Raw genomic sequence first — 21,410 nt, forward strand, 5'->3', positions numbered from 1 at the left:
CCGCACGTCAGCCCCTCGGCGGGTGGTCAACTGCCTTGGTCATGACGGTGTTCTGGCGATTCCGCGCGCCGTCGCCCGGTAACCGCCGGGCGTCTGGCCGATGGTGCGGGTGAAGGCGTCGATGAAGGCGCTGGTCGTCGCCCAGCCGCAGCCGAGGCCGGCCTCGGTGACCGTGGCGCCCTCGGCCAGCCGGATCATCGCGTGGAACACCCGCGTGATGGTCCGCCACTGCGGGTAGGTCATCCCGAACTCGCTGCGGAACAGCCGCGCGAGACTGCGCTCGCTCACCCCGGAGTGCCGGGCCAGCCACTTCACGGTACGCGGCTGCGCCAGATCCTCCTCGGTCAGCGCGCAGGCCCGGACCAGCCGGGGGTCCTGCGGCGTGGGCAGAGTGAGCGGCTGGACGGGCGAGCGCCTGAGCCGGTCGCGTACGACGGCCAGCAGCCGGTCCGCCTCGGGCGCGGACAGGCCCGGGACGCTGCCCGCGATGAGCAGCTCGCGCAGCAGCGGGTCGATCGAGACGACCGTCGGCGCCGCCGGGTTCAGCGGCGCGTCGTCCGGGTGGAAGGCGAGGGTGTGCACATGGCTGGGCCCGTACACCCGGTGCTGGTGCCAGGTGCCCGCCGGGATCCACATCGCGCGGGCGCTCGACGCGACCCAGGACGCCTCGTCGGTCCTGACCGCGAGGACGCCGGTGCTGAGGTAGACGAGCTGGTGGTACGGGTGGCGGTGGCGGCCGATCGTCTCACCGGCGACGTGCTCGTGCCGGGTGGCGGCGGGCCACCCGTCCGGTTGGCTGTTTTCCGGCATATCCCGGCAGGATACGGGAACGCCGGACTGCCGGCCGGGCCGGACCGCCTCAGCCGGTTCAGCGGTGGGCACCGGTCCTGACCGCCTCCCCGGCCGTTTTTCGATACAGGAAGGCAGGAATAAGGAAGGCTTGCCTTACCCGGGTGCTTCAATGTGTTGTACATGAATACGGCAACCCCCTCCTCCCGGGCCCCGCGCCCCGCGGAGTCCCGCGCCCGACGCGTCGGCAGGCACCTGCGGGGGACCGCCCTCGACACCCGGCCGCTGAGCGTCCCCGCCTACCGGCGGCTGCTCGCGGGACAGGCCTTGTCGTTCATCGGCACCACGGTCACCGAGGTCGCGGTGCCGCTCCAGGTCTACCGGCTGTCGCACTCGTCGCTCTACGTCGGCCTCACCGGGCTCGTCGGCCTGGTGCCGCTGATCGTCTTCGGCCTGTACGGCGGTGCCATCGCCGACCGGGTCGACCGCCGGCTGCTCTACCTGTGGTCGGCAAGCGTCACCTGGGCCGTCACGCTCGCGCTGTTCGCGCAGGCGCTGCTCGGCGTCGACTCCGTCGGGCTGCTCTTCGTGCTGGTGGCCGTCCAGACGGCGGCGTTCGCGGTGTCGTCCGCCGCGCGCGGCGCGATCATCCCGCGGGTGGTGCCGGCCGGGATGGTCCCCGCCGCGAACACCCTGAACTTCGCCGCGGGCAACCTCGGCCAGGTCGCGGGACCGCTGCTCGCCGGCCTGCTGGTGAGCCTGCCGCACGGCTTCGCGCTGGCCTACGGGGCCGACGCCGTCCTCTTCACCGCGCTGCTGTACTCCACGCTGCGCCTTCCGCCGGTGCCGGCGGCCAAGACGGCCACGGCGGAGGGCCCCGGAGGGAGCGGAATGCGGCTGGTGTGGGAGGGGCTGCGCTTCATCGGCTCGCACCCGGTGCTGTGGATGTCCTTCGCGGTGGACATCGCCGCCATGGTGCTCGCGATGCCGACGGCGCTCTTCCCCGAGGCCGCCGCCACCCGCTTCCACGGCGGCGCGGGACTCCTCTACTCGTCCATCGCCATCGGGTCGATCGCCGCCGCCGCCGTCAGCGGATGGATCGGCAAGGTGCGCCGCCAGGGGCTCGCCCTCACCGTCGCCGCCGCCACCTGGGCCGCCGCCGTCGCCCTGGCGGGGACGGCCCGCAGCCTGTGGCTCGCGGTGGCCCTGCTCATCTTCGCGGGCGCCGCCGACCTGGTCAGCGCCGTCTACCGGCAGACCATCCTGCAGAGCTACGCCCCCGACGAGATGCGCGGCCGTCTGCAGGGCGTGTTCACGGTCGTCGTCGCCGGCGGACCGCGGCTCGGCGACCTGCGGGCCGGGGCGGCGGCCTCGGCGGCCGGCCTGACCTTCGCCTGGTCGGGAGGGGCGGCGCTCTGCCTGGTGCTGGTCCTGGTGGGCGGGCGGGCCGTGCGGCCGTTCTGGCGTTACGCGACGGCCCCGCCGGCGGCGGCGGAAGAGCCGCCGGTGCCGGAACCGCGGGCCGCGTAGCGGGCCCGGCCCGGGGGAGCGCCCGGGGGAGCGCCCGGGGGAGTGCCGGAATGAAGGGCGCGGCACGCCCGTCGCCCGGTAGGGCGCCTCCGAATGGCGCGCCGGGTGCCGACCGCCAACCCTGGAGGGACCCCAGTCATGAACGGAGCAGCCGTGCCCGGTCTAGATCAGAGCAAGCTCGAACGGAACAAGAACGTCGTCATCGACTACTACCGGACGGCGTTCGGCGGCGACCCGCGGAAGGCGGTCGCCGACCACTTCGGCCCGCGCTACACCCAGCACAACCCCGACGCCGAGGACGGCCCCGAGGCGTTCATCGGCTTCGTCACCTGGCTGCGCGGCGAGTTCCCCGGCCTGCGGCTGGACATCAAGCGGGTGATCGCCGAGGGCGACATGGTGGCCACCCACTCCCACCTGGACCTCGACCCCGGCGACCCGGCCAACCCCGGCCGGGCGCTGGCCGACTACTTCCGGCTGGAGGACGGCAAGGTGGTCGAGCACTGGGACGTGATCCAGGACGTCCCGGCCCGGGCGGCCAACGGGAACGGCATGTTCTGAGCACGTTCCGAGCCCGTTCTGAGCGGACCGGTGACGGCGGTCCGTAGGATGCGTGCCATGCCGGACGACGTGACGCGCCCCGAGCCCTTCAGCCCGCAGACCGACCCCGCCGCTCTCACCGATCTGCGCGCACGGCTGCGGGCCACCCGGTGGCCGGACGCCCCGGAGGACGCCGGCTGGTCGCTCGGCACCGACCTCGGGTACCTGCGCGAACTCGTCGCCTACTGGGCCGACGGCTTCGACTGGCCCGCCCAGGAGGCGGCGCTCGCCCGACTGCCCCGGTTCCGCGTCCCGCTCGGCGGCCTCGGCATCCACTTCGTGCACGCGAAGGCCGTCGCACCGGCCGGTCCCGTGCTGCCGCTGGTGCTCAGCCACGGCTGGCCGGACTCGTTCTGGCGCTACACGAAGGTGATCCCGCTGCTCACCGACCCCGGCGCGCACGGCGCCGACCCCGCCGACGCGTTCGACGTGGTGGTGCCCGACCTGCCGGGCTACGGCTACTCCGACCGGCCCGCCGGGCCGCCGCTCAACTCCATCGCGGTGGCCGGCCTGTGGGCGCAGCTCATGGACGTTCTCGGCTACCCGCGGTTCGGCGCGGCGGGCGGCGACCTCGGCAGCCACGTCAGCCGCTACCTCGCGCTGGACCACGCGCCGCGGGTGGTCGCCGTGCACCGCACCGACGCGGGCCTGCCGCCGCTCACCGGCGGCCCCACCGACCTGGTGCCGGAGGAGCGCGACTGGCTGCGGCTCGTCGCGGCCTGGGGCGCGGCCGAGGGCGGCTACGCCGCCATGCACCGCACGAAGCCGCAGACCGCGGCCTTCGGCCTCACCGACTCGCCGGTCGGACTGGCCGCCTGGATCGTGGAGAAGCTCCGCGGCTGGAGCGACTGCGACGGCGACATCGAGCGGTCCTTCACCAAGGACGAGATCCTCACCAACGTCACCCTCTACTGGCTGACCGGAACCATCGGCTCCGCGATGCGCATGTACCGGGCGAACGCCGAGATCCCGCCCGCGCAGCTGATGCGCCGGGTCGAGGTGCCGTCCGGCTTCTCGATCTTCGCGGGCGACGTCGTCCGGCCGCCGAGGGCGTGGCTGGACCGCACCGCGAACACCGTACGGGCGACCGAGCCGGCCCGCGGCGGCCACTTCGCCGCGTTCGAGGAGCCCGAGCTCTACGCGGAGGAGCTGCGGGAGTTCTTCCGCCCGTACCGCGCGGCGATCACCGCCTGAGCCGGCGGTTCGCCGGCGCCGCCGGCGAACCAGATCGCGCACACCTATGGACGGGCGGTGAAACGCCCCCGTAACCTGCTCGGCGGCCGGTAGGCCGGACAGCGAAGTAGTGGTCGGCTTTTTTGAAACGATTCAAAACTCATAGCTCAAAGGTGCATTCGCACATCAAAAGATGCAAAGGAGATCCATGGCACTCCTCATCCGCAGAACCCGCACCGCCGCCGCGGCGATCGCCGCCGGAACCGTCGTACTCGCCCTGCTGCCCGCCTCCGCTCATGCGGCGGCCGGCCCGGCGCACGGCCGCGGACCTGGGCACTCGGCGGCCGACAACCCCTGGGCCGCCGGGGCCGGTTACACCCCGCGGCCCGGCGACTGGCGGCCGTACGTGCTCGCGCCCACCGGGCACACCGTCGCCCCCGCGCGCGTCCTGTCGGCCGACCCGCGGGGTGGAACGATCCAAGGCGACCCGAAGGCCGTCCTCGGCGGACACGGCAAGCCGGTCCGGCTGACCAGTACCGGCGACCGGTCCCGATCCCCGCTGCTCACGCTGGACTTCGGCAAGGACGTCGGCGGCAAGATCCGCGTGCACGTCGCGGGCGCCTCCGCGACACCGCCCCAACTGCACGTCTGCTTCAGCGAGTCGCAGCAGTACGCCGCCACGCAGCCCGGCGACAACAACGGCGAGGCCGCCCAGGCACCCGGCTGCGACACCGCCAACATCTGGAACGGCTACCCCGGCCAGCCCTACACCTACGACGCCGACAGCCACACCCTCACCCTCGACACCGCCAAGCTGCCCGCCACGCTCACCGACTCCCAGCCGCGCGGCGGCTTCCGCTACGCGACGCTCTTCCTGGACGGCCCCGGCTGGGTGGACCTCGGCGCGGTCTCGCTCGACTTCGGCGCGGCCCCGCAGCAGAAGTCCCCGGCCGGCTACCAGGGCTGGTTCCTGTCCAGCGACGACCAGTTGAACAAGATCTGGTACGCGGGCGCCTACACCGTCCAGCTCGACACCTGGATGTCGGACACCGCCAAGAGCTGGCCCTACGCCACCGGTGAGGCCGACCACTCCGACAGCCAGGTGCCGAACGCCGACCCCTCCAAGGAGGTCATCTTCGACGGCGCCAAGCGCGACCGGGTGGTCTGGCAGGGCGACCTGGCGGTCCAGGCGCCGGTGACCTACCTCAGCACCGACGACACCGACGCGGTGGACAACTCGCTGTCCTCGCTGGCCGCGCAGCAGCTGCCGGACGGCTACATGCCGGCCGAGAGCCTGGTGGGCCCGCACAACCAGGACGAGATCCGCACCTACGGCGAGTACGTGACCTGGTTCGTCTACAACCAGTACGAGCACTGGCTCTACACCGGCGACCGCGCGTACCTCGACAAGTGGTGGCCGGCGCTGACGAAGGCGACGGCCTGGCTGGAGTCGGTGCGCGCCCAGGACCCGCAGGGGCTCATCGCGTTCGGCGCCGTCAACTCCTGCGGCCACTACGGCTACAGCGACTGCGGGCACGAGACGTACGTCAACGCGCTGTACGTCCGCAACCTCCAGGAGATGGCCCAACTGGCCACCGTCCGCAAGGACGGCGCCTCGGCCGGGGTCTACGCGGCCCGCGCCGACGTGGTCAAGAAGGCCGTCAACGACCAGCTGTGGGACCCGGCCGTCGGCGCGTACCGGCTGTCCCGGGAGATCCCGGGCGCCTACCCGCAGGACGCGAACGCCGCCGCCGCGCTCACCGGGGTCGCCGACGCGAGCCAGGCGCGCAGCGCGATGGACTACCTGCGCACGACCAGCTGGGGCCCGTACGGCGCCATGACCGTCGCGCCCAGCACGCCCAACGCGTCGATCTCGCCGTTCTACGAGCCGCTGCCCAGCGGGTTCGAGGCGAGCGCGCGGCTGGGGCTGCCCGACACCAGCGGAGCGCAGCAGACCGCGGGTCTCGACCTGATCCGTACGTTCTGGGGGCACCAGCTGGCCGGCGACCCGGGCAGCACCTTCTGGGAGAAGGCCGACCTGTCGGGGCAGCCGGGCATCGCCCAGTTCACCAGCCTCGCGCACGGCTGGGCCTCCGGGCCGACGATCAGCCTGACCAACCAGGTGCTGGGCGTACGGCCGACCGGCGCCGGGTTCTCCTCCTACGCCGTCGCACCGGTGCCCGGCGACCTGACCTGGGCGCAGGGCCGGGTCCCGACCCCGCACGGCGCGATCAGCGCGTCCTGGCGCTCGTCGCACGGCGCCTTCACGCTCAGCACGGACGCGCCGCGCGGCACCACCGGGGACCTCGCGGTGCCCACCTCGGGCCACAAGGTGCGTGTCGTCCTGGACGGGCGGACCGTGTGGAACGGTACGAGGGCCGTCGCGGGCGCGCAGGTGACCGGCGACGGGGTGAACGTCACCGTCAGCGGGGTGCGCGCCGGGCACCACACGCTCACCGCGTACACCGAGTAGAGCCGGGGGCACGCGCAGGTGGCCCGGAGCGGACGGGAGTGCCGTCCGCTCCGGGCCACCTGCGTGACACCGCCTGCCGCCGTCAGTCGCCGGTGCGGCCGTCGAGCATCTCGCGGATGATGTCGAGGTGGCCGTTGTGGCGGGCGGTCTCCTCGATCAGGTGCAGCAGGATCCAGCGCAGGTCGGGGTGCCGGGGCTCGTTGCGGCCGAGCCGGCGCTTCGCCTCGGTGTCCAGGTCGTGCGCGGCCACCAGTTCGTCGTACTTCGCGCACTGCTCCTCGTACCGGGCGACCAGCTCGGTCAGCGGCACGTCGAGGGCGATCCGCATCTCGCGGTCGGGGTCCTCGTCGGTCCACGGGCCCTCGTCCTCACCGCCGAGGAAGACCACCTCGAACCAGTAGTACTCGACCCAGTGCAGATGGCTGATCAGCCCGCACACCGTCATCAGCGGCGAGCCGGGAAGCAGCGCCTTGCGCCCGTCCTCAGGCGCCAGGTCCTCGCACTTCATGCGTGCGGTGGCGCGGGCGTAGTCGAGGAAGGTCGTCAACTGGGCGCGTTCGTCCCAGCTCGGAGGCGTATCGGTGCGTGTCATCGCAAGCGATGCTGCACTCCAGGGCGCCCCGTGTCGAGCCAATAACCGCGCGCGCCGCCGCGCGCACGTGCCCCCGGGTTCAGTAGCGGGTGCCGGTGGCCGCCGGGACGGCGTCGAGCAGCGCGAGCTCGGCCTCCGGCAGGGTCAGATCGGCCGCCGCCGCGTTGTCCGCCAGGTACTTCGGGGTCTTGGTGCCCGGGATCGGCACCACGTAGCGGCCCTGGGCGAGCACCCAGGCCAGGGCGACCTGCGCCGGGGTGGCGCCGAGCCGCTCCGCGACCGCCCTGACCGTGCCGACCAGCTCCAGGTTCGCCCGCAGCGCGTCCTGCTGGAAGCGGGGCAGCGCCCGCCGCATGTCGTCGGCGGGCAGGTCCTCGAACGACGAGAAGCGGCCGGCCAGGAAGCCGCGGCCGAGCGGCGAGAACGGCAGGAAGGCGATGCCCTCGCGCTCGCAGTACGGCAGCACCTCGGTGCCGGGGTCGCCGGGCCGTCCGGTCGGCGCCGGGTCGCGGGTCCACAGCGACAGCTCCGACTGCACCGACGTCACCGGGTGCACCGCGGCGGCCCTGGAGATCTGCTCGACGGTCACCTCGGACAGGCCGAGCCCGCGCACCTTGCCCGCCTCGACCGCCTCGGCCATCGCGCCCCAGGTCTCCTCGACCGGCACCGCCGGGTCCACCCGGTGCAGCTGGTAGAGGTCGACGTGGTCGGTGCCGAGCCGGCGCAGGCTGTCGTCGATCGACCGGCGTACGTGCTCGGGCCTGCCGTTGTTGGTGTACGTCGGCCGGCTGCCGCGGTGGTGCTGGCTGACCAGGCCGACCTTCGTGGCGAGCACGGCCCGGTCCCGGTACGGTCCGGCGAGCGCCCGGCCGACCAGCTGCTCGTTGGTGAACGGCCCGTAGACGTCCGAGGTGTCGATCAGCGTGACGCCCAGGTCGATCGCCTGCCGGATGACGTCCACCGAGACGGCGTCGTCCCGGCCCTCCGGGTCGTAGGCGTGGGTCATGCCCATGCAGCCGAGGCCGATGACGCCGACTTCGGGGCCGTTGGTGCCGAGCGTGGTGACGCGCATGGAACTCCTTGTCACGTTTCAGGGGGACGGGGTCCGCGGCCGCGGCAGATCCGGAGCCAGGGGAGGCCGACCCTTCCAGCCTGCCCCTTGGAGTGTGCTCCACGTCAAGCCGGCGGCTCCGGCCGGCCGCCCACCACGGCGACCGCCGCCGCGCCCGCCCGGCAGCCCAGGGCCAGCGCCGCAGGCAGGTCCGCGCCCGCCAGCCGGGCGGCGAGCAGGCCGCCGGTGAAGGCGTCGCCCGCTCCCGTGCTGTCCACCGCCCGCGCCGGCACGCCGGGAACGCGGGCGGTCAGCTCGCCGCCGTACGCGGCCAGCGCGCCTTCCGATCCCAGCGTCACCACCACCGTGCCGCCGTACGTCCGGCTCAGCTCGACGGCCGCGAGGGCCGGTTCGGCCGCGCCCGACAGCAGCATCGCCTCGGCCGCGTTGGGCAGCAGCAGGTCGGTGCCGGCGACGTCGGCGAGGAAGCGCGGCACGCCGGCCTGCCGCAGGAAGCCCGCGGAGGCCGGATCGACGCTCACCGGCAGCCCGCGGGCCCTGGCCGCCTTGCCGACCAGGGCGGCCAGTTCGCGGCCCGGCGCGGCGAAGAACAGATAGCCGGACAGGTGGACGCGGGCCGCCCCGTCGAGCAGCGCCTCGTCCCAGTCCTCGGGGCCGAGCCGGAGCGCGGCGCCGCTGTCGGTGACCAGGGTGCGTTCGGCGTCGGCGTCCACCAGGGCGATGACGACGGCGGTCGGCAGCTCGGCGTCGATCCGCAGGACGGGGTCGACGCCGGCGCGCAGCAGCGCGTCCCGGTGCCAGTCGGCGGTGTCGGAACCGGCCCTGGCCAGCAGCCGGACCCGGGGGCCGGGCGCGGGACGGGCGCCGGGGGAGGGGCCGTCGCCGAGGCGAGGGCCGGGGGAGTGGGCGAAGTGGGCCGCCCAGCAGGCCACGTTGGCGGCAGCGCCGCCGGGGCGCAGCGCGATCCGGGCCGCGGTGTCGGTGTCGCGGGCCAGCGGCTCGCGGTGCCTGGCCACCACGTCGGTGACCACGTCGCCGACGACGAGCAGGCCGTCGCCGTCGCCGGTCACGGCTGCCGGGACCACTGCACCGCGATCCCGGCCGCCAGCGCCACGTTGCCGCGTACGGCAGCGAGGTTGGCCTCAAGTGACGCGCCGCCGGTGTGCTCGGTGAGGTAGCCGAGCAGGAACGGGGTGATCGCCTGGCCGGTGATCCGCTCGCGGTCGGCGGCGGCCAGCGCGTCCGCCAGCACCCGGTCGTGCAGGCCGGGGTCGAGCTGCTGCTCGCGGGCCACCGGGTTGGCCACGATGAGCGCCGACTCGTGGCCGCCGAGCACATCCTGCGCGCGCATCACCCGGGCCACCTCGTCCGGCGTGCCCGCCGTCCAGTCCACCGGCTCGCCCGAGTCGCTGAGGTAGAACCCGGGGAAGCGGTCGGTGCCGTAGCCGATCACCCCGACGCCCAGCGTCTCAAGACGCTGCAAGGTGGCCGGCACGTCGAGGATCGACTTCACGCCCGCGCACACCACCGTGATCCGGGTGCGGGCCAGCAGGCCCAGGTCGGCCGACTCGTCCTGCACGGTCGTCCAGCCGCGGTGCACCCCGCCGAGGCCGCCGGTGCCGAACACCCGGATCCCGGCCCTGGCCGCGAGGAACGCGGTCCCGGACACGGTCGTGGCCCCGCTGGCGCCCGCCGCGAGGGCGGGGGCCAGGTCGCGGAAGCCGAGCTTGCGCAGGTCCTGGTCCTGCGCCACCCGTTCGACCTGGTCCTTGTCGAGGCCGACCCGCGGCACCCCGTCGAGCACGGCGACGGTGGCGGGCACCGCCCCGGCCGCCCTGACGATCTCCTCCAGCTCGCGGGCCACCTGGAGGTTGCGCGGCCGGGGCAGGCCGTGCGCGATGATGGTCGATTCCAGCGCCACGACGGGCGCGTGCCGGGCGAGGGCGTCCGCCACCTCGTCGGACAGGGTGAGGCCGGCCGGTACTGCTCCACGAGTGCTCATGACCATTGCCTGGCGCGGCGGGGGCGCCGCCAAACCTCCGGCCGCGCGCCCCGCACACGTCCCACACCCCCGCCGCGCCCGTGCGCGCCTCACACGTCGGCCGCGTCCACCTCCCTCAGGACGCCGTCCTCGATCCGCAGCCAGCGGGTGATCTCCAGCGCCCGCAGGAACGGCAGGTCGTGGCTGGCCACGACCAGCGCGCCCTGGTAGGAGGCCAGCGCGGTGGTCAGCTGCCGCACCGAGGACAGGTCCAGGTTGTTCGTCGGCTCGTCCAGCATCAGCAGCTGCGGGGCGGGCTCGGCGAGCATCAGCGCGGCCAGCGTGGCCCGGAAGCGCTCGCCGCCGGACAGCGAGGCGGCGAGCTGCTCGGCCCGGCCGCCGCGGAACAGGAAGCGCGCCAGCCTCGCCCGTACCGCGTTGTCGCTCGCCTCCGGCGCGAACCTGGCCACATTCGCCGCCACGGACTCCTCCTCGTCCAGTACGTCCAGCCGCTGCGGCAGGTAGCGGTCGGGCACCGACACCAGCATCGAGCCGGCGGCCGGCGGCAGCTGCCCGGCCATGGTGCGCAGCAGCGTCGTCTTGCCCGCGCCGACCGGGCCGGTCAGCGCGATCCGCTCCGGGCCGCGCACCTCCAGGTCGGCCCGGAGGCCGTGCCGGGTCTCCAGCGCGATGAGCGACAGGACCGTCCGGCCGGCCGGTACCGCGGTGTGCGGCAGGTCGATCCGGATCTCGTCGTCGTCGCGCACCGCGAGCACCGCCTCGCCGAGCCGCCCCTTGGCGGTTTCCAGCCGGTCGACGTGCAGGCCGCGGTGCTTGCCCGCCGAGACCTGCGCGGTGCGCTTGCGGGCGTTCATCACCGCCCGCGGCTCGCGCTTGATGGCGTACATCTTCTTGCCGTAGCTGACCCGGCGGTCCAGCTTCTCCCGGGCCTCGGCCAGCTCCCGCTTCTGCCGCTTGACGTCGGCCTCGGCGGCCCTGACCATCCGCTCGGCGGCCTCCTGCTCCACCTCCAGGGCGTCCTGGTAGGCCGACAGGGTGCCGCCGAAGGAGCGCACCCCGCCCTCCCGCAGGTCGGCGATCTGGTCGACGTGCTCAAGCAGTTCGCGGTCGTGGCTGACCACGATCAGCACGCCGTTCCACGACTCCACCGCCGCGTAGAGCCGGCGCCGGGAGCGCAGGTCCAGGTTGTTGGTCGGCTCGTCGAGCAGCAGCACGCCGGGCCGGCGCAGCAGCAGCGCCGCCAGCCTGAGCAGCACCGACTCGCCGCCCGACACCTCGCCGACCGTGCGGTCCAGGCCGATGCCGTCAAGTCCGAGCGCGTCCAGGGTGGCGCGGGCGCGCTCCTCCACGTCCCAGTCGTCGCCGACGGCCGTGAAGTGCTGCTCGGCGGTGTCGCCGGCCTCGATGGCGTGCAGCGCGGCGCGGGCCGCGTCGATGCCCAGCGCCCGGTCGACCCGCAGCGAGGTGTCGAGCGACGTGTCCTGCGGCAGGTAGCCGACCTCGCCGGTCACCTTGACCGAGCCGGCGACCGGGGTGAGTTCGCCGGCCAGCAGCTTCAACAGGGTCGACTTTCCCGCCCCGTTGAGCCCGATCAGGCCGGTGCGGCCCGGGCCGGGCGCCCACTGGAGGGCGTCGAAGACCGGGGTGCCGTCCGGCCAGTGGAAGCCGAGGCCGGTACAGGTGACGGAAGCGGCGGTGCGGTGCGTGGGTGCGGTCGATGATGACAAGGGGGCCTCCCGGTCGCGGTGAGTGGCGGGCAGTGCGGAGACATCTGCGACTGACCGGGACACCGGGAGTGCGTGCGGGGTACGCCGTCCGTCCGCGGAACGCCGGCGGCGCTCCGCGGAGGCGCCCCGAGGGGCACGCGGACATCAAGGACGTACGGAGCGGCTGCCGGCGCAGGCCGGCGGTCGAGGTCGCACACACGCGCCGCGCGGCACCGGGAACGGCACACTGCGCGGGCAACGGTGACCCGGGACCTCAACCAATCAACGGCCTGCTCCTGTTCGGAAGGCGGTACGGCCGGTACCGGCGGCTGCCGGGCGGCGATCTCGACCGCCTTGAGGCTAGGACCGCGAGCGCCGCACCCGCAACGGGATTTCCGGCCGCCCGACCAGAACCACCGCCCGGCGGACCGGGCTCAAGCTGAGGCGCTGGGAACGCGGGTGTACGCGGCGCGGGCGGGCGTGAGAGATTGCCGCTGTGACGAGCGACGCGGCGGGGGCCGCACCTGACGACCGGCTGCCGTCGGCGCTGCGCGCGAGTGCCGAACTGGTGGCGTGGGTGGCGACGCCCTGGTGGCTGGCGGACAGCTCGTGGCCGCTCGCGGTGGCCGCGCTCGTCCTGCTGATCGGCCTGCCGACGGTGTTCGCCACGCCTGGCGACAAGGCCCGGGTCCTGGTGCCCGCGCCCGGCTGGGCGACCATCGCCCTGGTGCTGCTGCAACTGGTCGCGGCCGTGGTCTCCTCGTGGGCCGCCTGGCCGCACTGGGCCGCGGTCGTCGTCTCCGTGCTGGTGGCCGCGACCGTCGTCACGGAGCAGCCCCGCTGGCGCTGGCTGCTGCGCCGTCCCCGCACGGCCTGACCGCTCTCCGCAGACCGCGGGCGCGCTGGACCGCGGGCGCGCTCAGCGGCGGCGCGGTGGCGGCGGGAGGTACGGGGGGATGCCGCGGGCCGGCTGGTAGCGGGATCCCTGGTGCATGCGGTGGACCACGGTCAGCATGTCGGCCACCGCGACCAGGGCGATCGCCGCCATTCCGGCGGCCCAGCCGGGGTGGCCCGCCAGGGCGAAGCCGACGGAGGCCGCTGCCGCGCACACCAGGCCGAACGCGGCCAGGGCCATCCGCATCCGCAGCGGGCTGCGGGCCTGCTTGGGTTCGTATCCGGTTCTGGGCATCCGGTCACTCCCTCCTCCCTCCAGCATCGCGCGTCACAGCGCCGGGCGGGAGCCCGGCCGGCGCCCGTCCCGTCAACGGGTGCGGAAAAACAGCGGCGCGCGGCCGGGGCTCGGCGTAGGGTGCGTCAGCATGACCTTGATCATCCGTGACTACGTGCCCGCGGATCGACAGGCCGTGGCCGCGATGATGCGGGCGGCGCTGCCCTATCTGGTGACGACGCCGCAGCTCGTGGACGCCCAGGTGACCGCCGCCCCGGTCGCCCAGCACTTCCGGATGCTGGTCGCCGACGACGACGGCCGGATCGTGGGCTGCGCCCGGGTCGGGCTGCTCACCGACACCAGCGAGCCGGGCCAGGGCAACGCCAATCTCAACGTGGCCGCCGCCGACCGCGGCCGGGGCATCGGCAGCGCGCTGCTGACCGCCGCCGAGCGCCACCTCGCGGAGGTCGGCGCCACCACCGTCTACACCTCCGTGACCGGCGACCCCGCCTCGCGGTCCTTCGCCGAGCACCACGGCTACCGGCAGGGCCGCTCGGCCACCTTCTTCCGGCTCGACCTGGCGCCGGGCGCCCCGCTGCCGGACCCGCCCCCGCTGCCCGACGGCTTCACGGTGCTGCCGGCCGCCGCCTTCGCCGACGACCCGCGCCCGCTGTACGAGGCCGACGAGGAGAGCGTCCGCGACGAGCCGGGCGACGTGGCCGCCGACGCCATGAGCTACGCCGACTGGCGGGTCCAGACCTGGGACCGGCCCGGCTTCGACGCCGACCTGACCACCGCCGTGGTCGTCGACGGCGTCGTGGCCGCACTCGCGATAGCCCACACCGACGGCCGGGAACGCTACTGGTCGGGCGGCACCGGAACCCGCAGGGCCTACCGCGGCCGGGGCCTGGCCAAGGCGGCCAAGACCCACTCGCTGCACCTGGCGCGCGCCGCCGGCTTCAAAGAGGCGTTCACCAACAACGACGACGGCAACGAGCCGATGCTCGCCGTCAACCGATGGCTCGGCTACCGGCCCTGCGGCAGCGAATGGCGCTACATCCGCGACCTCCCCGCCCGCGCCTGAGCCCGCGGACAAGCCCCGGACAAGCCCCGGACGGCACGGACTCAGGTGCGCAGCGCCGCGTCGAGCATCCGCGACCACTGCCTGACGATCCCGGCCCGGCGCGCCGAGTCGTCGCTGAGCAGATCGGCCAGGCCCAGGCCGCGGGCCATGTCCAGAGTGGCCTGCACGGTCTCCCTGACTCCCGGCACCGATTCGTCCGCGCCGAGGAACTCCACCGCCAGCCGGTGCGCCTCCCGGCCGATCCTGGCCTCGAGTGCCGCCACCCCCGGCCGCAGCCGCTCCTCGTCCGACGCGGCCACCCACAGATGCAGCGCCGCCCGGAACAGCGGGCTGGTGTGCACCGTCACCAGCAGCTCGACCACCGCGTAGGTGCGGTCCGGGCCCGGTCCCGGCAGGCCCTTGGCGCCCTCGCGCACGGTGAGCATCCAGCGCTCTGCCATGTGCGCGATGGCCGCGGTGAACAGCTCCTCCCGGGTGCGGAAGTGGTGCTGCGCGGCGCCCCGCGACACACCCGCCCGGGCGCAGACCACGCCGACCGTGCTGCCCGACCAGCCGTGCTCCGACAGGCAGGCGACCGCCGCCTCCAGTATCCGCAGCCGGGTGGCGCGGCTGCGGTCCTGCTGCGGGGCGCGGCCGGTCACCACGCCCATGGCGGGTCCCGCCGTTCGAGCAGCGCCTTGATGCCCTCGGCCGCCTCCGGCGAGCCGAACAGCCGCGCGCTCTGCGCGATCAGCTCCGCCGCCGTGCCGTCGGCCAGCGCGGCCCGCAGCGAGCGCCGGGCCACCGCCTTGCTCTCCGCGAGCCCCTGCGGCGAGGCGGCCCGCAGCCCGGCCAGGATGCCGTCCAGCGCCTCGTCCTGCGCGGTGACCAGGCCGATCCGCACCGCCTCCGCCGCCCGGAAGGTCTCGCCGGTGAGGAAGTACCGAGTGGCGGCCCCGCTGCCGACCCGGTCGAGCACCGGGATCGAGGCCACCGAGGGGGCGAGACCGAGCCGGGACTCGGAGAAGGCGAAGGTGGCCGCGCTCCCGGCGACGGAGATGTCGCAGGCCGCGAGCAGCCCGAGCCCGCCGGCCCTGGCATGGCCCGCCACCTTGGCCACCACCGGCTTGGGCAGCCCGGCTATCGCCCGCATCAGCCCGACCAGCAGCTCGGGGCCGCCCGCCGGGCCGTCCGCCTTGAGGTCCGCGCCCGAGCAGAAGGTGGACCCGGTGTGGGTGAGCAGCACCGCCCGCACCGCGCCGTCGGCCGCGGCGGCGTCCAGCGCCTCGGTCAGCTGCCGGATCAGCGCCACCGAGAGGGCGTTGCGGTTGTGCGGCGAGTCGAGGGTGAGCACGGCGATGCCGCGGTCGTCCTCCCGGCGCAGCAGGGGCGCGGTGGTCACGGGGGTTCTCCTCGGTGGGACGTGGGCGATGGCAGTCGGGGAGCGGGGCGTCATCCGGTGGCCGCTCAGTATGACTTGGGCAGTCCCAGCGTGTGGTGGGAGACGAAGCTGAGGATCATCTCCCTGCTGACCGGGGCTATTCGGCCGACCCGGGAGGCGGCCAGCAGCGAGGCGAGGCCGTACTCCGTGGTCAGCCCGTTGCCGCCCAGGGTGTGCACGGCCTGGTCGACGGCCTTCGCGCCGGCCTCCGCGGCAGCGTACTTGGCCATGTTCGCCGCCTCGCCGGCCGCCATGTCGTCACCGGCGTCGTAGAGATACGCGGCCTTCTGCATCATCAGCCGGGCGAGTTCCAGCTCGATGTGGGCCTGGGCGAGCGGGTGGGCGATGGCCTGGTGGGCGCCGATCGGCGCCTGCCACACCTGGCGGGTGCGGGCGTAGTCCACCGCCTTGTCCAGGGCGTAGCGGCCCATCCCGAGGGAGAAGGCGGCGGTCATGATCCGCTCCGGGTTGAGCCCGGCGAAGAGCTGGAGCAGCCCGGCGTCCTCGTCGCCCACCAGGGCCTCGGACGGCAGCGCCACGTCGTCCAGGAACAGCTGGAACTGCTTCTCGGGCGCGGCGAGTTCCATCTCGATCGGCCGGTACTCGAAGCCCGGAGTGCCGCGCTCCACGATGAACAGGCACGGCTTGAGCTTGCCGGTGCGGGCGTCCGCGGTGCGGCCGACGACCAGGGTGGCGTCGGCGATGTCCACCCCGGAGATGAAGACCTTGCGCCCGGTCAGCAGCCAGCCGCCGGTCGCCGGGTCGCGACGCGCGGTGGTGGTGATGCGGTGCGAGTTGGAGCCGGCCTCCGGCTCGGTGATGCCGAACGACATCCGGGCCGAGCCGTCGGCGAGCCCCGGCAGCCAGCGCTGCTTCTGCGCGTCGGTGCCGAACCTGGCGATCACCGTGCCGCAGATCGCCGGGGACACGATCATCAGCAGCAGCGGGCAGCCGGCGGCGCCCAACTCCTCAAGGACGATGGACAGTTCGGCGAGACCGCCGCCCCCGCCGCCGTACTCCTCGGGCAGGTTCACCCCGAGGTAGCCGAGCCTTCCGGCCTCGTGCCACAGCTCGTCGGTCTGCTTGCCCGCGCGTACGGCCGCCGAGAAATAGTCGCGGCCGTAGCGGCGGGCGAGGTCGCCGACGGCCCCGCGCAGGGCACGCCGCTCGTCGTTCTCCAGCAGGGCGCTGTCGAAGGTGCCTTGGACGGTGCTCATGGTCCCTTTTCCTCCTTGACGACGGCGAGTACGGCGCCGAGTTCGACCTGCCGGCCCACCTCGGCGGTGAGTTCGATCAGCGTCCCGGTGGCGGGAGCGGCGACCACGTGTTCCATCTTCATCGCTTCGAGCCAGAGCAGCGGCTGCCCGGCCTCGACCCGGTCGCCGGGGACGAGTTCACCTATCCGGATGACGGTGCCGGGCATCGGCGCACGCAGCGAGCCCGCCGCCGCGTGCTCCTCGGGGTCGGGGAAGCGCGGCAGGGCGGTCAGCGAGACTGACACGAAGGGCGAATCCACGAACACCCGTTCGACGTAGGCGGCGACCTCGAACGCCCGTTGGACGCCGGCGATGCCGAGCACCACCCGGTCCGGGCCGGCCGAGACCAGCGTGACGTCGTCGCGGTACCCCTCGGCCAGCAGCCCGGTGCGGCCGAGCCGGTACCTGACCTCGTACTCGCGCCCGCCCGGCAGGCTGCGGAAGCGTTTCAGCTGCGGCTGTGAGGCAACGTTTCGCCACCCGCCCAGCCGGACCGGCACAGGACCGCCGCCGGCCGCCCGCCCCGCCGCGTCCGCCAGCGCGGCGGCCAGCGCGGCGAACCGCTCGGCCGCCGGCCCACCGCCGGCCACTTCGGACGGCCCGGCCGCCGTACCTGACGCGGCCGTCCCCGCACCCGAGGTGGCCGTCCCCGCCGCCGACGGGTCGGCCGCTTCCGCCGCCCCCACCCCCAGCTCCGGGCCGAACCGGTCGAGAAACCCGGTGTCCAGCCGCGCCGCGCCGAACTCCGGGTGCCGCAGCGCCCGTACCAGCAGGTCGCGGTTGGTGACCGGGCCGTGCAGCCGGGCCCGTTCCAGGGCGTGCGCCAGCCGGCGCACCGCCTCGGCGCGGGTCGGCGCCCAGGCGATCACCTTGGCGAGCATCGGGTCGTAGTGCACGCCGACGGTCTCACCGCCGGTCACCCCCGCGTCCACCCGCAGCCCCGACTCCCGGCCGGTCGCCGGCACGCCGAACTCCACGTCCACACCAGGGAATTCCAGCCGGAACAGCGGGCCGGCCTGCGGCTGCCAGCCACGCCCCGGATCCTCCGCGTAGAGCCGCGCCTCGACCGCGTGGCCGCGCGGGACCGGCGGCCGCGGCGGCAGCGCGGCCCCCTCGGCGATCCTGATCTGCCAGCCGACCAGGTCGAGGCCGGTCACGCACTCGGTCACCGGGTGCTCGACCTGGAGCCTGGTGTTCATCTCCAGGAAGTACGGCCGGCCGTCCGCGCCGACCAGGAACTCCACGGTGCCCGCTCCCGTGTAGCCGATCCGCCGGGCCGCGCGGGCGGCGGCCTCGTGCAGCTCGGCGCGCAGCGCCTCGCCGATGCCGGGGGCCGGCGTCTCCTCGATCACCTTCTGGTGCCGCCGCTGGAGCGAGCAGTCCCGCTCGCCCAGCACCCACACCGTGCCGTGGGCGTCGGCGAGCACCTGCACCTCGACATGCCGGGCGCCCTCCGCGTAGGGCTCGACGAACACCTCGCCGTCACCGAACGCCGACGCGGCTTCAGCTCCGGCCGCCGCCAACTCCTCCTCCAGGCGGCCGAGATCGCGCACGATCCGCATGCCGCGCCCGCCGCCGCCCGAGGCCGCCTTGACCAGCACCGGCAGGTCGGCGGCGGTGACCGCCGCCGGGTCGAGCGCGCCGAACAGCGGCACCCCGGCCGCCGCCATCAGCTCCTTGGCACGGGTCTTGGAGCCCATCGCCTCGATCGCGTCCGGCGGCGGACCGATCCAGGTGAGGCCCGCGTCGAGCACCGCCCGCGCGAACCCGGCGTTCTCCGACAGGAATCCGTAGCCGGGATGCACCGCGTCGGCGCCTGCCGCGAGCGCCGCGGCCACCAGCAGATCGGCCCGCAGGTACGTCTCGCCCGGCGCGTCGCCCGGCAGCGCGACCACCGCGTCGGCCTCCCGTACGTGTGCCGCGCCGGCGTCCGGGTCCGAGCGGACCGCCACCGTGGCGATCCCCATCGCCCGGCAGGTCCGGAAGACCCGGCGGGCGATCTCGCCGCGGTTCGCCACCAGGACCGAGGAGATCGGTGTGTTCGTGGTCATGGCCCTCACCTCACATCCGGAAGACGCCGAAGCCGCCGCGCGCGCCCTCGACCGGGGCGCCGTGCACGGCGGACAGGCAGATGCCCAGCACCGACCTGGTGTCACGCGGATCGATCACGCCGTCGTCGTAGAGCCGGCCGGACAGGAACATCGGCAGCGACTCGGCCTCGATCTGCTGCTCGACCATCGCGCGCAGCGCCGCGTCCGCGTCGTCGTCGTACGGCCGGCCCTTGGCCGCCGCCGACTGGCGGGCCACGATCGAGAGCACACCGGCGAGTTGGGCCGGGCCCATCACCGCGGACTTCGCGCTCGGCCAGCTGAACAGGAACCGCGGGTCGTAGGCCCGGCCGCACATCCCGTAGTGCCCGGCGCCGTAGCTCGCCCCGATCAACACCGAGATGTGCGGCACGCGGGAGTTGGAGACGGCGTTGATCATCATCGCGCCGTGCTTGATGATGCCGCCCTGCTCGTACTCGCGACCCACCATGTAGCCGGTGGTGTTGTGCAGGAACAGCAGCGGGATGTCCCGCTGGTTGGCCAGCTGGATGAACTGCGCCGCCTTCTGCGACTCCGAACTGAACAGCACGCCCTGCGCGTTGGCCAGGATGCCGACCGGATAGCCGTGGATCTCCGCCCACCCGGTGGCCAGGCTCGTCCCGTACAGCGGCTTGAACTCGTCGAACGCCGAGTCGTCCGCGATCCGCAGCAGCACCTCGCGCGGGTCGAACGGGGTCCGCAGGTCGCCCGGCACGATGCCGAGCAACTCCTCCTCGTCGTACCGCGGCGGCAGCGGGTCCCGGCGCGGACTGGGGCCCTGCTTGCGCCAGTTGAGCCGGGCGACCACCCGGCGGGCGGTGCGCAGCGCGTCCGGCTCGTCCAGGGCGAAGTAGTCGGCGAGCCCGGAGACCCGGGCGTGCATGTCGGCGCCGCCCAGCGACTCGTCGTCGCTCTCCTCGCCGGTGGCCATCTTCACCAGCGGCGGGCCGCCGAGGAAGACCTTGGAGCGCTCCTTGACCATGATCACGTGGTCGGACATCCCCGGCACGTAGGCGCCGCCCGCCGTGGAGTTGCCGAACACCACGGCCACGGTGGGGATGCCGGCCGCCGAGAGCCGGGTGAGGTCGCGGAAGAGGGCGCCGCCGGGTATGAAGATCTCCTTCTGGCTCGGCAGGTCCGCGCCGCCGGACTCCACCAGGCTGATCACCGGCAGCCGGTTGGCGAACGCGATCTCGTTCGCCCGCAGCGCCTTCTTCAGCGTCCACGGATTGCTGGCGCCGCCGCGTACCGTCGGATCGTTGGCCGTGATCAGGCACTCCACGCCCTCGACCACGCCGATCCCGGTGACGATCGACGCGCCGGTGGTGAAGTCGCTGCCCCAGCCGGCCAGCGGGGAGAGTTCGAGGAACGCCGTGTCGGGGTCGAGCAGCAGCTCGATCCGCTCCCGGGCCGGCAGCTTTCCGCGCTCCTGGTGCCGCTGCCGGTACTTCGGGCCGCCGCCCGCGAGCGCCTCGCCGTGCGCTGCCTCCACCTCGGCGAGCCGGGTGAGCATCGCGGTGCGCCGCTCGGCGAAGCCGGCGCCCCGGGTGTCGAGCGCGCTCATGAGGCATCGGTGCGCGAACTGCCGCCCGGCGCCCGGCCCTTGCCCGGCGGGCCGGCGAACGCCTGCGCGATGGAGAGCCATTCGGCCGCGTCCGGGCCGTCGGCGCGCAGCGCCAGGTCGTCGCGGTGCCGGCGCTGGACGGCGAGCAGGCAGAAGTCCAGCGCCGGGCCGGTCACCCGCTGCTCGGCGTCCTCCGGCCCGAAGGTCCACAACTCGCCGCCGGGGGAGCGCAGTTCGACCCGGAACTCGGCGGCCGGGGCGGGCCGCCCGTGCAGCGCGAAGGCGAAGTCCCTGGTGCGGACGCCGATCCGGGCCACGTGCCGCAGCCGCTCGGTCGGCGCCCGCCGCACGCCCAGCGCCTGCGCGACGTCCTCGCCGTGCGCCCAGGTCTCCATCAGCCGCCCGGTGGCCACCGCGCCGGTGCTCATCGGCGGCCCGTACCAGGGGAACCGGACCCCGGAGGGCTGGTCGGCCAGCACGTCGAGCAACCGCGCGCGGCCGGCCCGCCAGCGTTCGAGCAGGGTGCCGGGCGGCAGCGCGCCGCCTTCGTGGGCGGCGTCATCGACGTAGGTGTCCAAGTGGGCGACGGCGTCCGCGAGTTCGGCGGTGTACCGGTCGGGGTCCTGTACGGAGAGCAGCGCGCGGCCGTCGGTCCAGTGCAGGTGGGCGATCTGGTCGGCGATCGTCCAGCCCTCCGCGGGGGTCGCGGTGGCCCAGCGGTCCGGCGGCAGCGCGGCGACCAGGCCGTCGAGCGCGTCGCCCTCGTCCCGCAGGTCGTCCAGCAGGCTGCGTACGGTCGTTCCCGGATCGGGCATGGCCACCCCTCGCGTGACGCGCGGTCAGGACAACGGCGGCGGGTCGGCACACCGCCGCGGCACGAGCGTGCCAGCGGGCCCA

Annotated in this window: 19 protein-coding genes; 6 read left to right on the forward strand and 13 right to left on the reverse strand. The window is 74.3% G+C overall.

What is annotated here, in order from left to right:
* Positions 1-39: 39 nt before the first annotated feature.
* Positions 40-810, reverse strand: coding sequence for an AraC family transcriptional regulator (locus ACQPW6_RS34390; protein WP_433893631.1), 771 nt, complete (start codon positions 808-810; stop codon positions 40-42).
* 162 nt (positions 811-972) lie between these two features.
* Between ACQPW6_RS34390 and ACQPW6_RS34395 the strand changes: the two genes are divergently transcribed.
* The 4 genes from ACQPW6_RS34395 (at position 973) to ACQPW6_RS34410 (ending at position 6,562) form a co-directional block, all read left to right on the forward strand.
* Complete coding sequence (locus ACQPW6_RS34395) at positions 973-2,319, forward strand: MFS transporter (RefSeq protein ID WP_433893632.1); 1,347 nt, start codon at positions 973-975, stop codon at positions 2,317-2,319.
* Positions 2,320-2,457: 138 nt separating this feature from the next.
* Positions 2,458-2,877 (forward strand): nuclear transport factor 2 family protein, encoded by a 420-nt coding sequence (locus ACQPW6_RS34400; RefSeq protein WP_433893633.1) that lies wholly within the window; start codon positions 2,458-2,460, stop codon positions 2,875-2,877.
* Positions 2,878-2,934: 57 nt separating this feature from the next.
* Positions 2,935-4,110, forward strand: a complete 1,176-nt coding sequence (locus ACQPW6_RS34405; protein ID WP_433893634.1) for an epoxide hydrolase family protein — start codon at positions 2,935-2,937, stop codon at positions 4,108-4,110.
* A gap of 187 nt (positions 4,111-4,297) precedes the next feature.
* A complete protein-coding gene (locus tag ACQPW6_RS34410; protein WP_433893635.1) occupies positions 4,298-6,562 on the forward strand; it encodes an alpha-L-rhamnosidase C-terminal domain-containing protein in 2,265 nt (754 codons plus the stop codon).
* An 82-nt stretch (positions 6,563-6,644) separates the two neighbouring features.
* Here the strand turns inward: ACQPW6_RS34410 and ACQPW6_RS34415 are convergent, their stop codons facing one another.
* The 5 genes from ACQPW6_RS34415 to ACQPW6_RS34435 form a co-directional block, all read right to left on the reverse strand.
* Positions 6,645-7,154, reverse strand: a complete 510-nt coding sequence (locus ACQPW6_RS34415) for a DinB family protein (RefSeq protein ID WP_433893636.1) — start codon at positions 7,152-7,154, stop codon at positions 6,645-6,647.
* Between the two features lie 79 nt (positions 7,155-7,233).
* Entirely contained in the window at positions 7,234-8,226 is a 993-nt protein-coding gene (locus ACQPW6_RS34420) for an aldo/keto reductase (protein ID WP_433893637.1), read from the reverse strand.
* A gap of 104 nt (positions 8,227-8,330) precedes the next feature.
* The gene (locus tag ACQPW6_RS34425; protein WP_433893638.1) at positions 8,331-9,296 is read right to left on the reverse strand and encodes a carbohydrate kinase family protein; all 966 of its coding nucleotides are present in this window, start codon (positions 9,294-9,296) and stop codon (positions 8,331-8,333) included.
* Positions 9,293-10,228 (reverse strand): pseudouridine-5'-phosphate glycosidase, encoded by a 936-nt coding sequence (locus ACQPW6_RS34430; protein ID WP_433893639.1) that lies wholly within the window; start codon positions 10,226-10,228, stop codon positions 9,293-9,295. Before ACQPW6_RS34430 ends, ACQPW6_RS34425 begins: the two co-directional genes overlap by 4 nt.
* Before the next feature lie 89 nt (positions 10,229-10,317).
* Positions 10,318-11,955 carry an ABC-F family ATP-binding cassette domain-containing protein gene (locus ACQPW6_RS34435; RefSeq protein ID WP_433893640.1) on the reverse strand — a complete coding sequence of 546 codons (1,638 nt, stop codon included), beginning with the start codon at positions 11,953-11,955 and terminating at the stop codon, positions 10,318-10,320.
* 475 nt (positions 11,956-12,430) lie between these two features.
* Between ACQPW6_RS34435 and ACQPW6_RS34440 the strand changes: the two genes are divergently transcribed.
* Complete coding sequence (locus ACQPW6_RS34440) at positions 12,431-12,811, forward strand: hypothetical protein (RefSeq protein ID WP_433893641.1); 381 nt, start codon at positions 12,431-12,433, stop codon at positions 12,809-12,811.
* A gap of 42 nt (positions 12,812-12,853) precedes the next feature.
* Here the strand turns inward: ACQPW6_RS34440 and ACQPW6_RS34445 are convergent, their stop codons facing one another.
* Positions 12,854-13,123 (reverse strand): DUF6343 family protein, encoded by a 270-nt coding sequence (locus ACQPW6_RS34445; protein ID WP_433893642.1) that lies wholly within the window; start codon positions 13,121-13,123, stop codon positions 12,854-12,856.
* 130 nt (positions 13,124-13,253) lie between these two features.
* Here ACQPW6_RS34445 and ACQPW6_RS34450 point away from each other — a divergent pair, with 130 nt between their 5' ends.
* On the forward strand, positions 13,254-14,186 hold the full coding sequence (locus tag ACQPW6_RS34450) for a GNAT family N-acetyltransferase (protein ID WP_433893643.1): 933 nt from the start codon (positions 13,254-13,256) through the stop codon (positions 14,184-14,186).
* A 41-nt stretch (positions 14,187-14,227) separates the two neighbouring features.
* Here ACQPW6_RS34450 and ACQPW6_RS34455 read toward each other — a convergent pair whose 3' ends face one another.
* The 6 genes from ACQPW6_RS34455 to ACQPW6_RS34480 are packed head-to-tail and all read right to left on the reverse strand — an operon-like array spanning position 14,228 to position 21,328.
* Positions 14,228-14,836: a TetR/AcrR family transcriptional regulator gene (locus ACQPW6_RS34455; protein ID WP_433893644.1), complete on the reverse strand. Its 609-nt coding sequence runs from the start codon at positions 14,834-14,836 to the stop codon at positions 14,228-14,230.
* Complete coding sequence (locus tag ACQPW6_RS34460; protein WP_433893645.1) at positions 14,824-15,621, reverse strand: enoyl-CoA hydratase family protein; 798 nt, start codon at positions 15,619-15,621, stop codon at positions 14,824-14,826. The genes ACQPW6_RS34455 and ACQPW6_RS34460 overlap by 13 nt, the downstream gene beginning before the upstream one ends.
* 11 nt (positions 15,622-15,632) lie before the next feature.
* Positions 15,633-16,823: an acyl-CoA dehydrogenase family protein gene (locus ACQPW6_RS34465; protein ID WP_433893646.1), complete on the reverse strand. Its 1,191-nt coding sequence runs from the start codon at positions 16,821-16,823 to the stop codon at positions 15,633-15,635.
* The gene (locus ACQPW6_RS34470; protein ID WP_433893647.1) at positions 16,820-18,913 is read right to left on the reverse strand and encodes an acetyl/propionyl/methylcrotonyl-CoA carboxylase subunit alpha; all 2,094 of its coding nucleotides are present in this window, start codon (positions 18,911-18,913) and stop codon (positions 16,820-16,822) included. The genes ACQPW6_RS34465 and ACQPW6_RS34470 overlap by 4 nt, the downstream gene beginning before the upstream one ends.
* Before the next feature lie 10 nt (positions 18,914-18,923).
* A complete protein-coding gene (locus tag ACQPW6_RS34475; RefSeq protein WP_433893648.1) occupies positions 18,924-20,513 on the reverse strand; it encodes an acyl-CoA carboxylase subunit beta in 1,590 nt (529 codons plus the stop codon).
* A complete protein-coding gene (locus tag ACQPW6_RS34480; RefSeq protein WP_433893649.1) occupies positions 20,510-21,328 on the reverse strand; it encodes a TIGR03084 family metal-binding protein in 819 nt (272 codons plus the stop codon). The genes ACQPW6_RS34475 and ACQPW6_RS34480 overlap by 4 nt, the downstream gene beginning before the upstream one ends.
* Positions 21,329-21,410 lie beyond the last annotated feature (82 nt).

Origin of the sequence: Streptomyces sp. CA-111067, assembly GCF_050956065.1 — a bacterium.
Classification (GTDB): Bacteria; Actinomycetota; Actinomycetes; order Streptomycetales; family Streptomycetaceae; genus Actinacidiphila.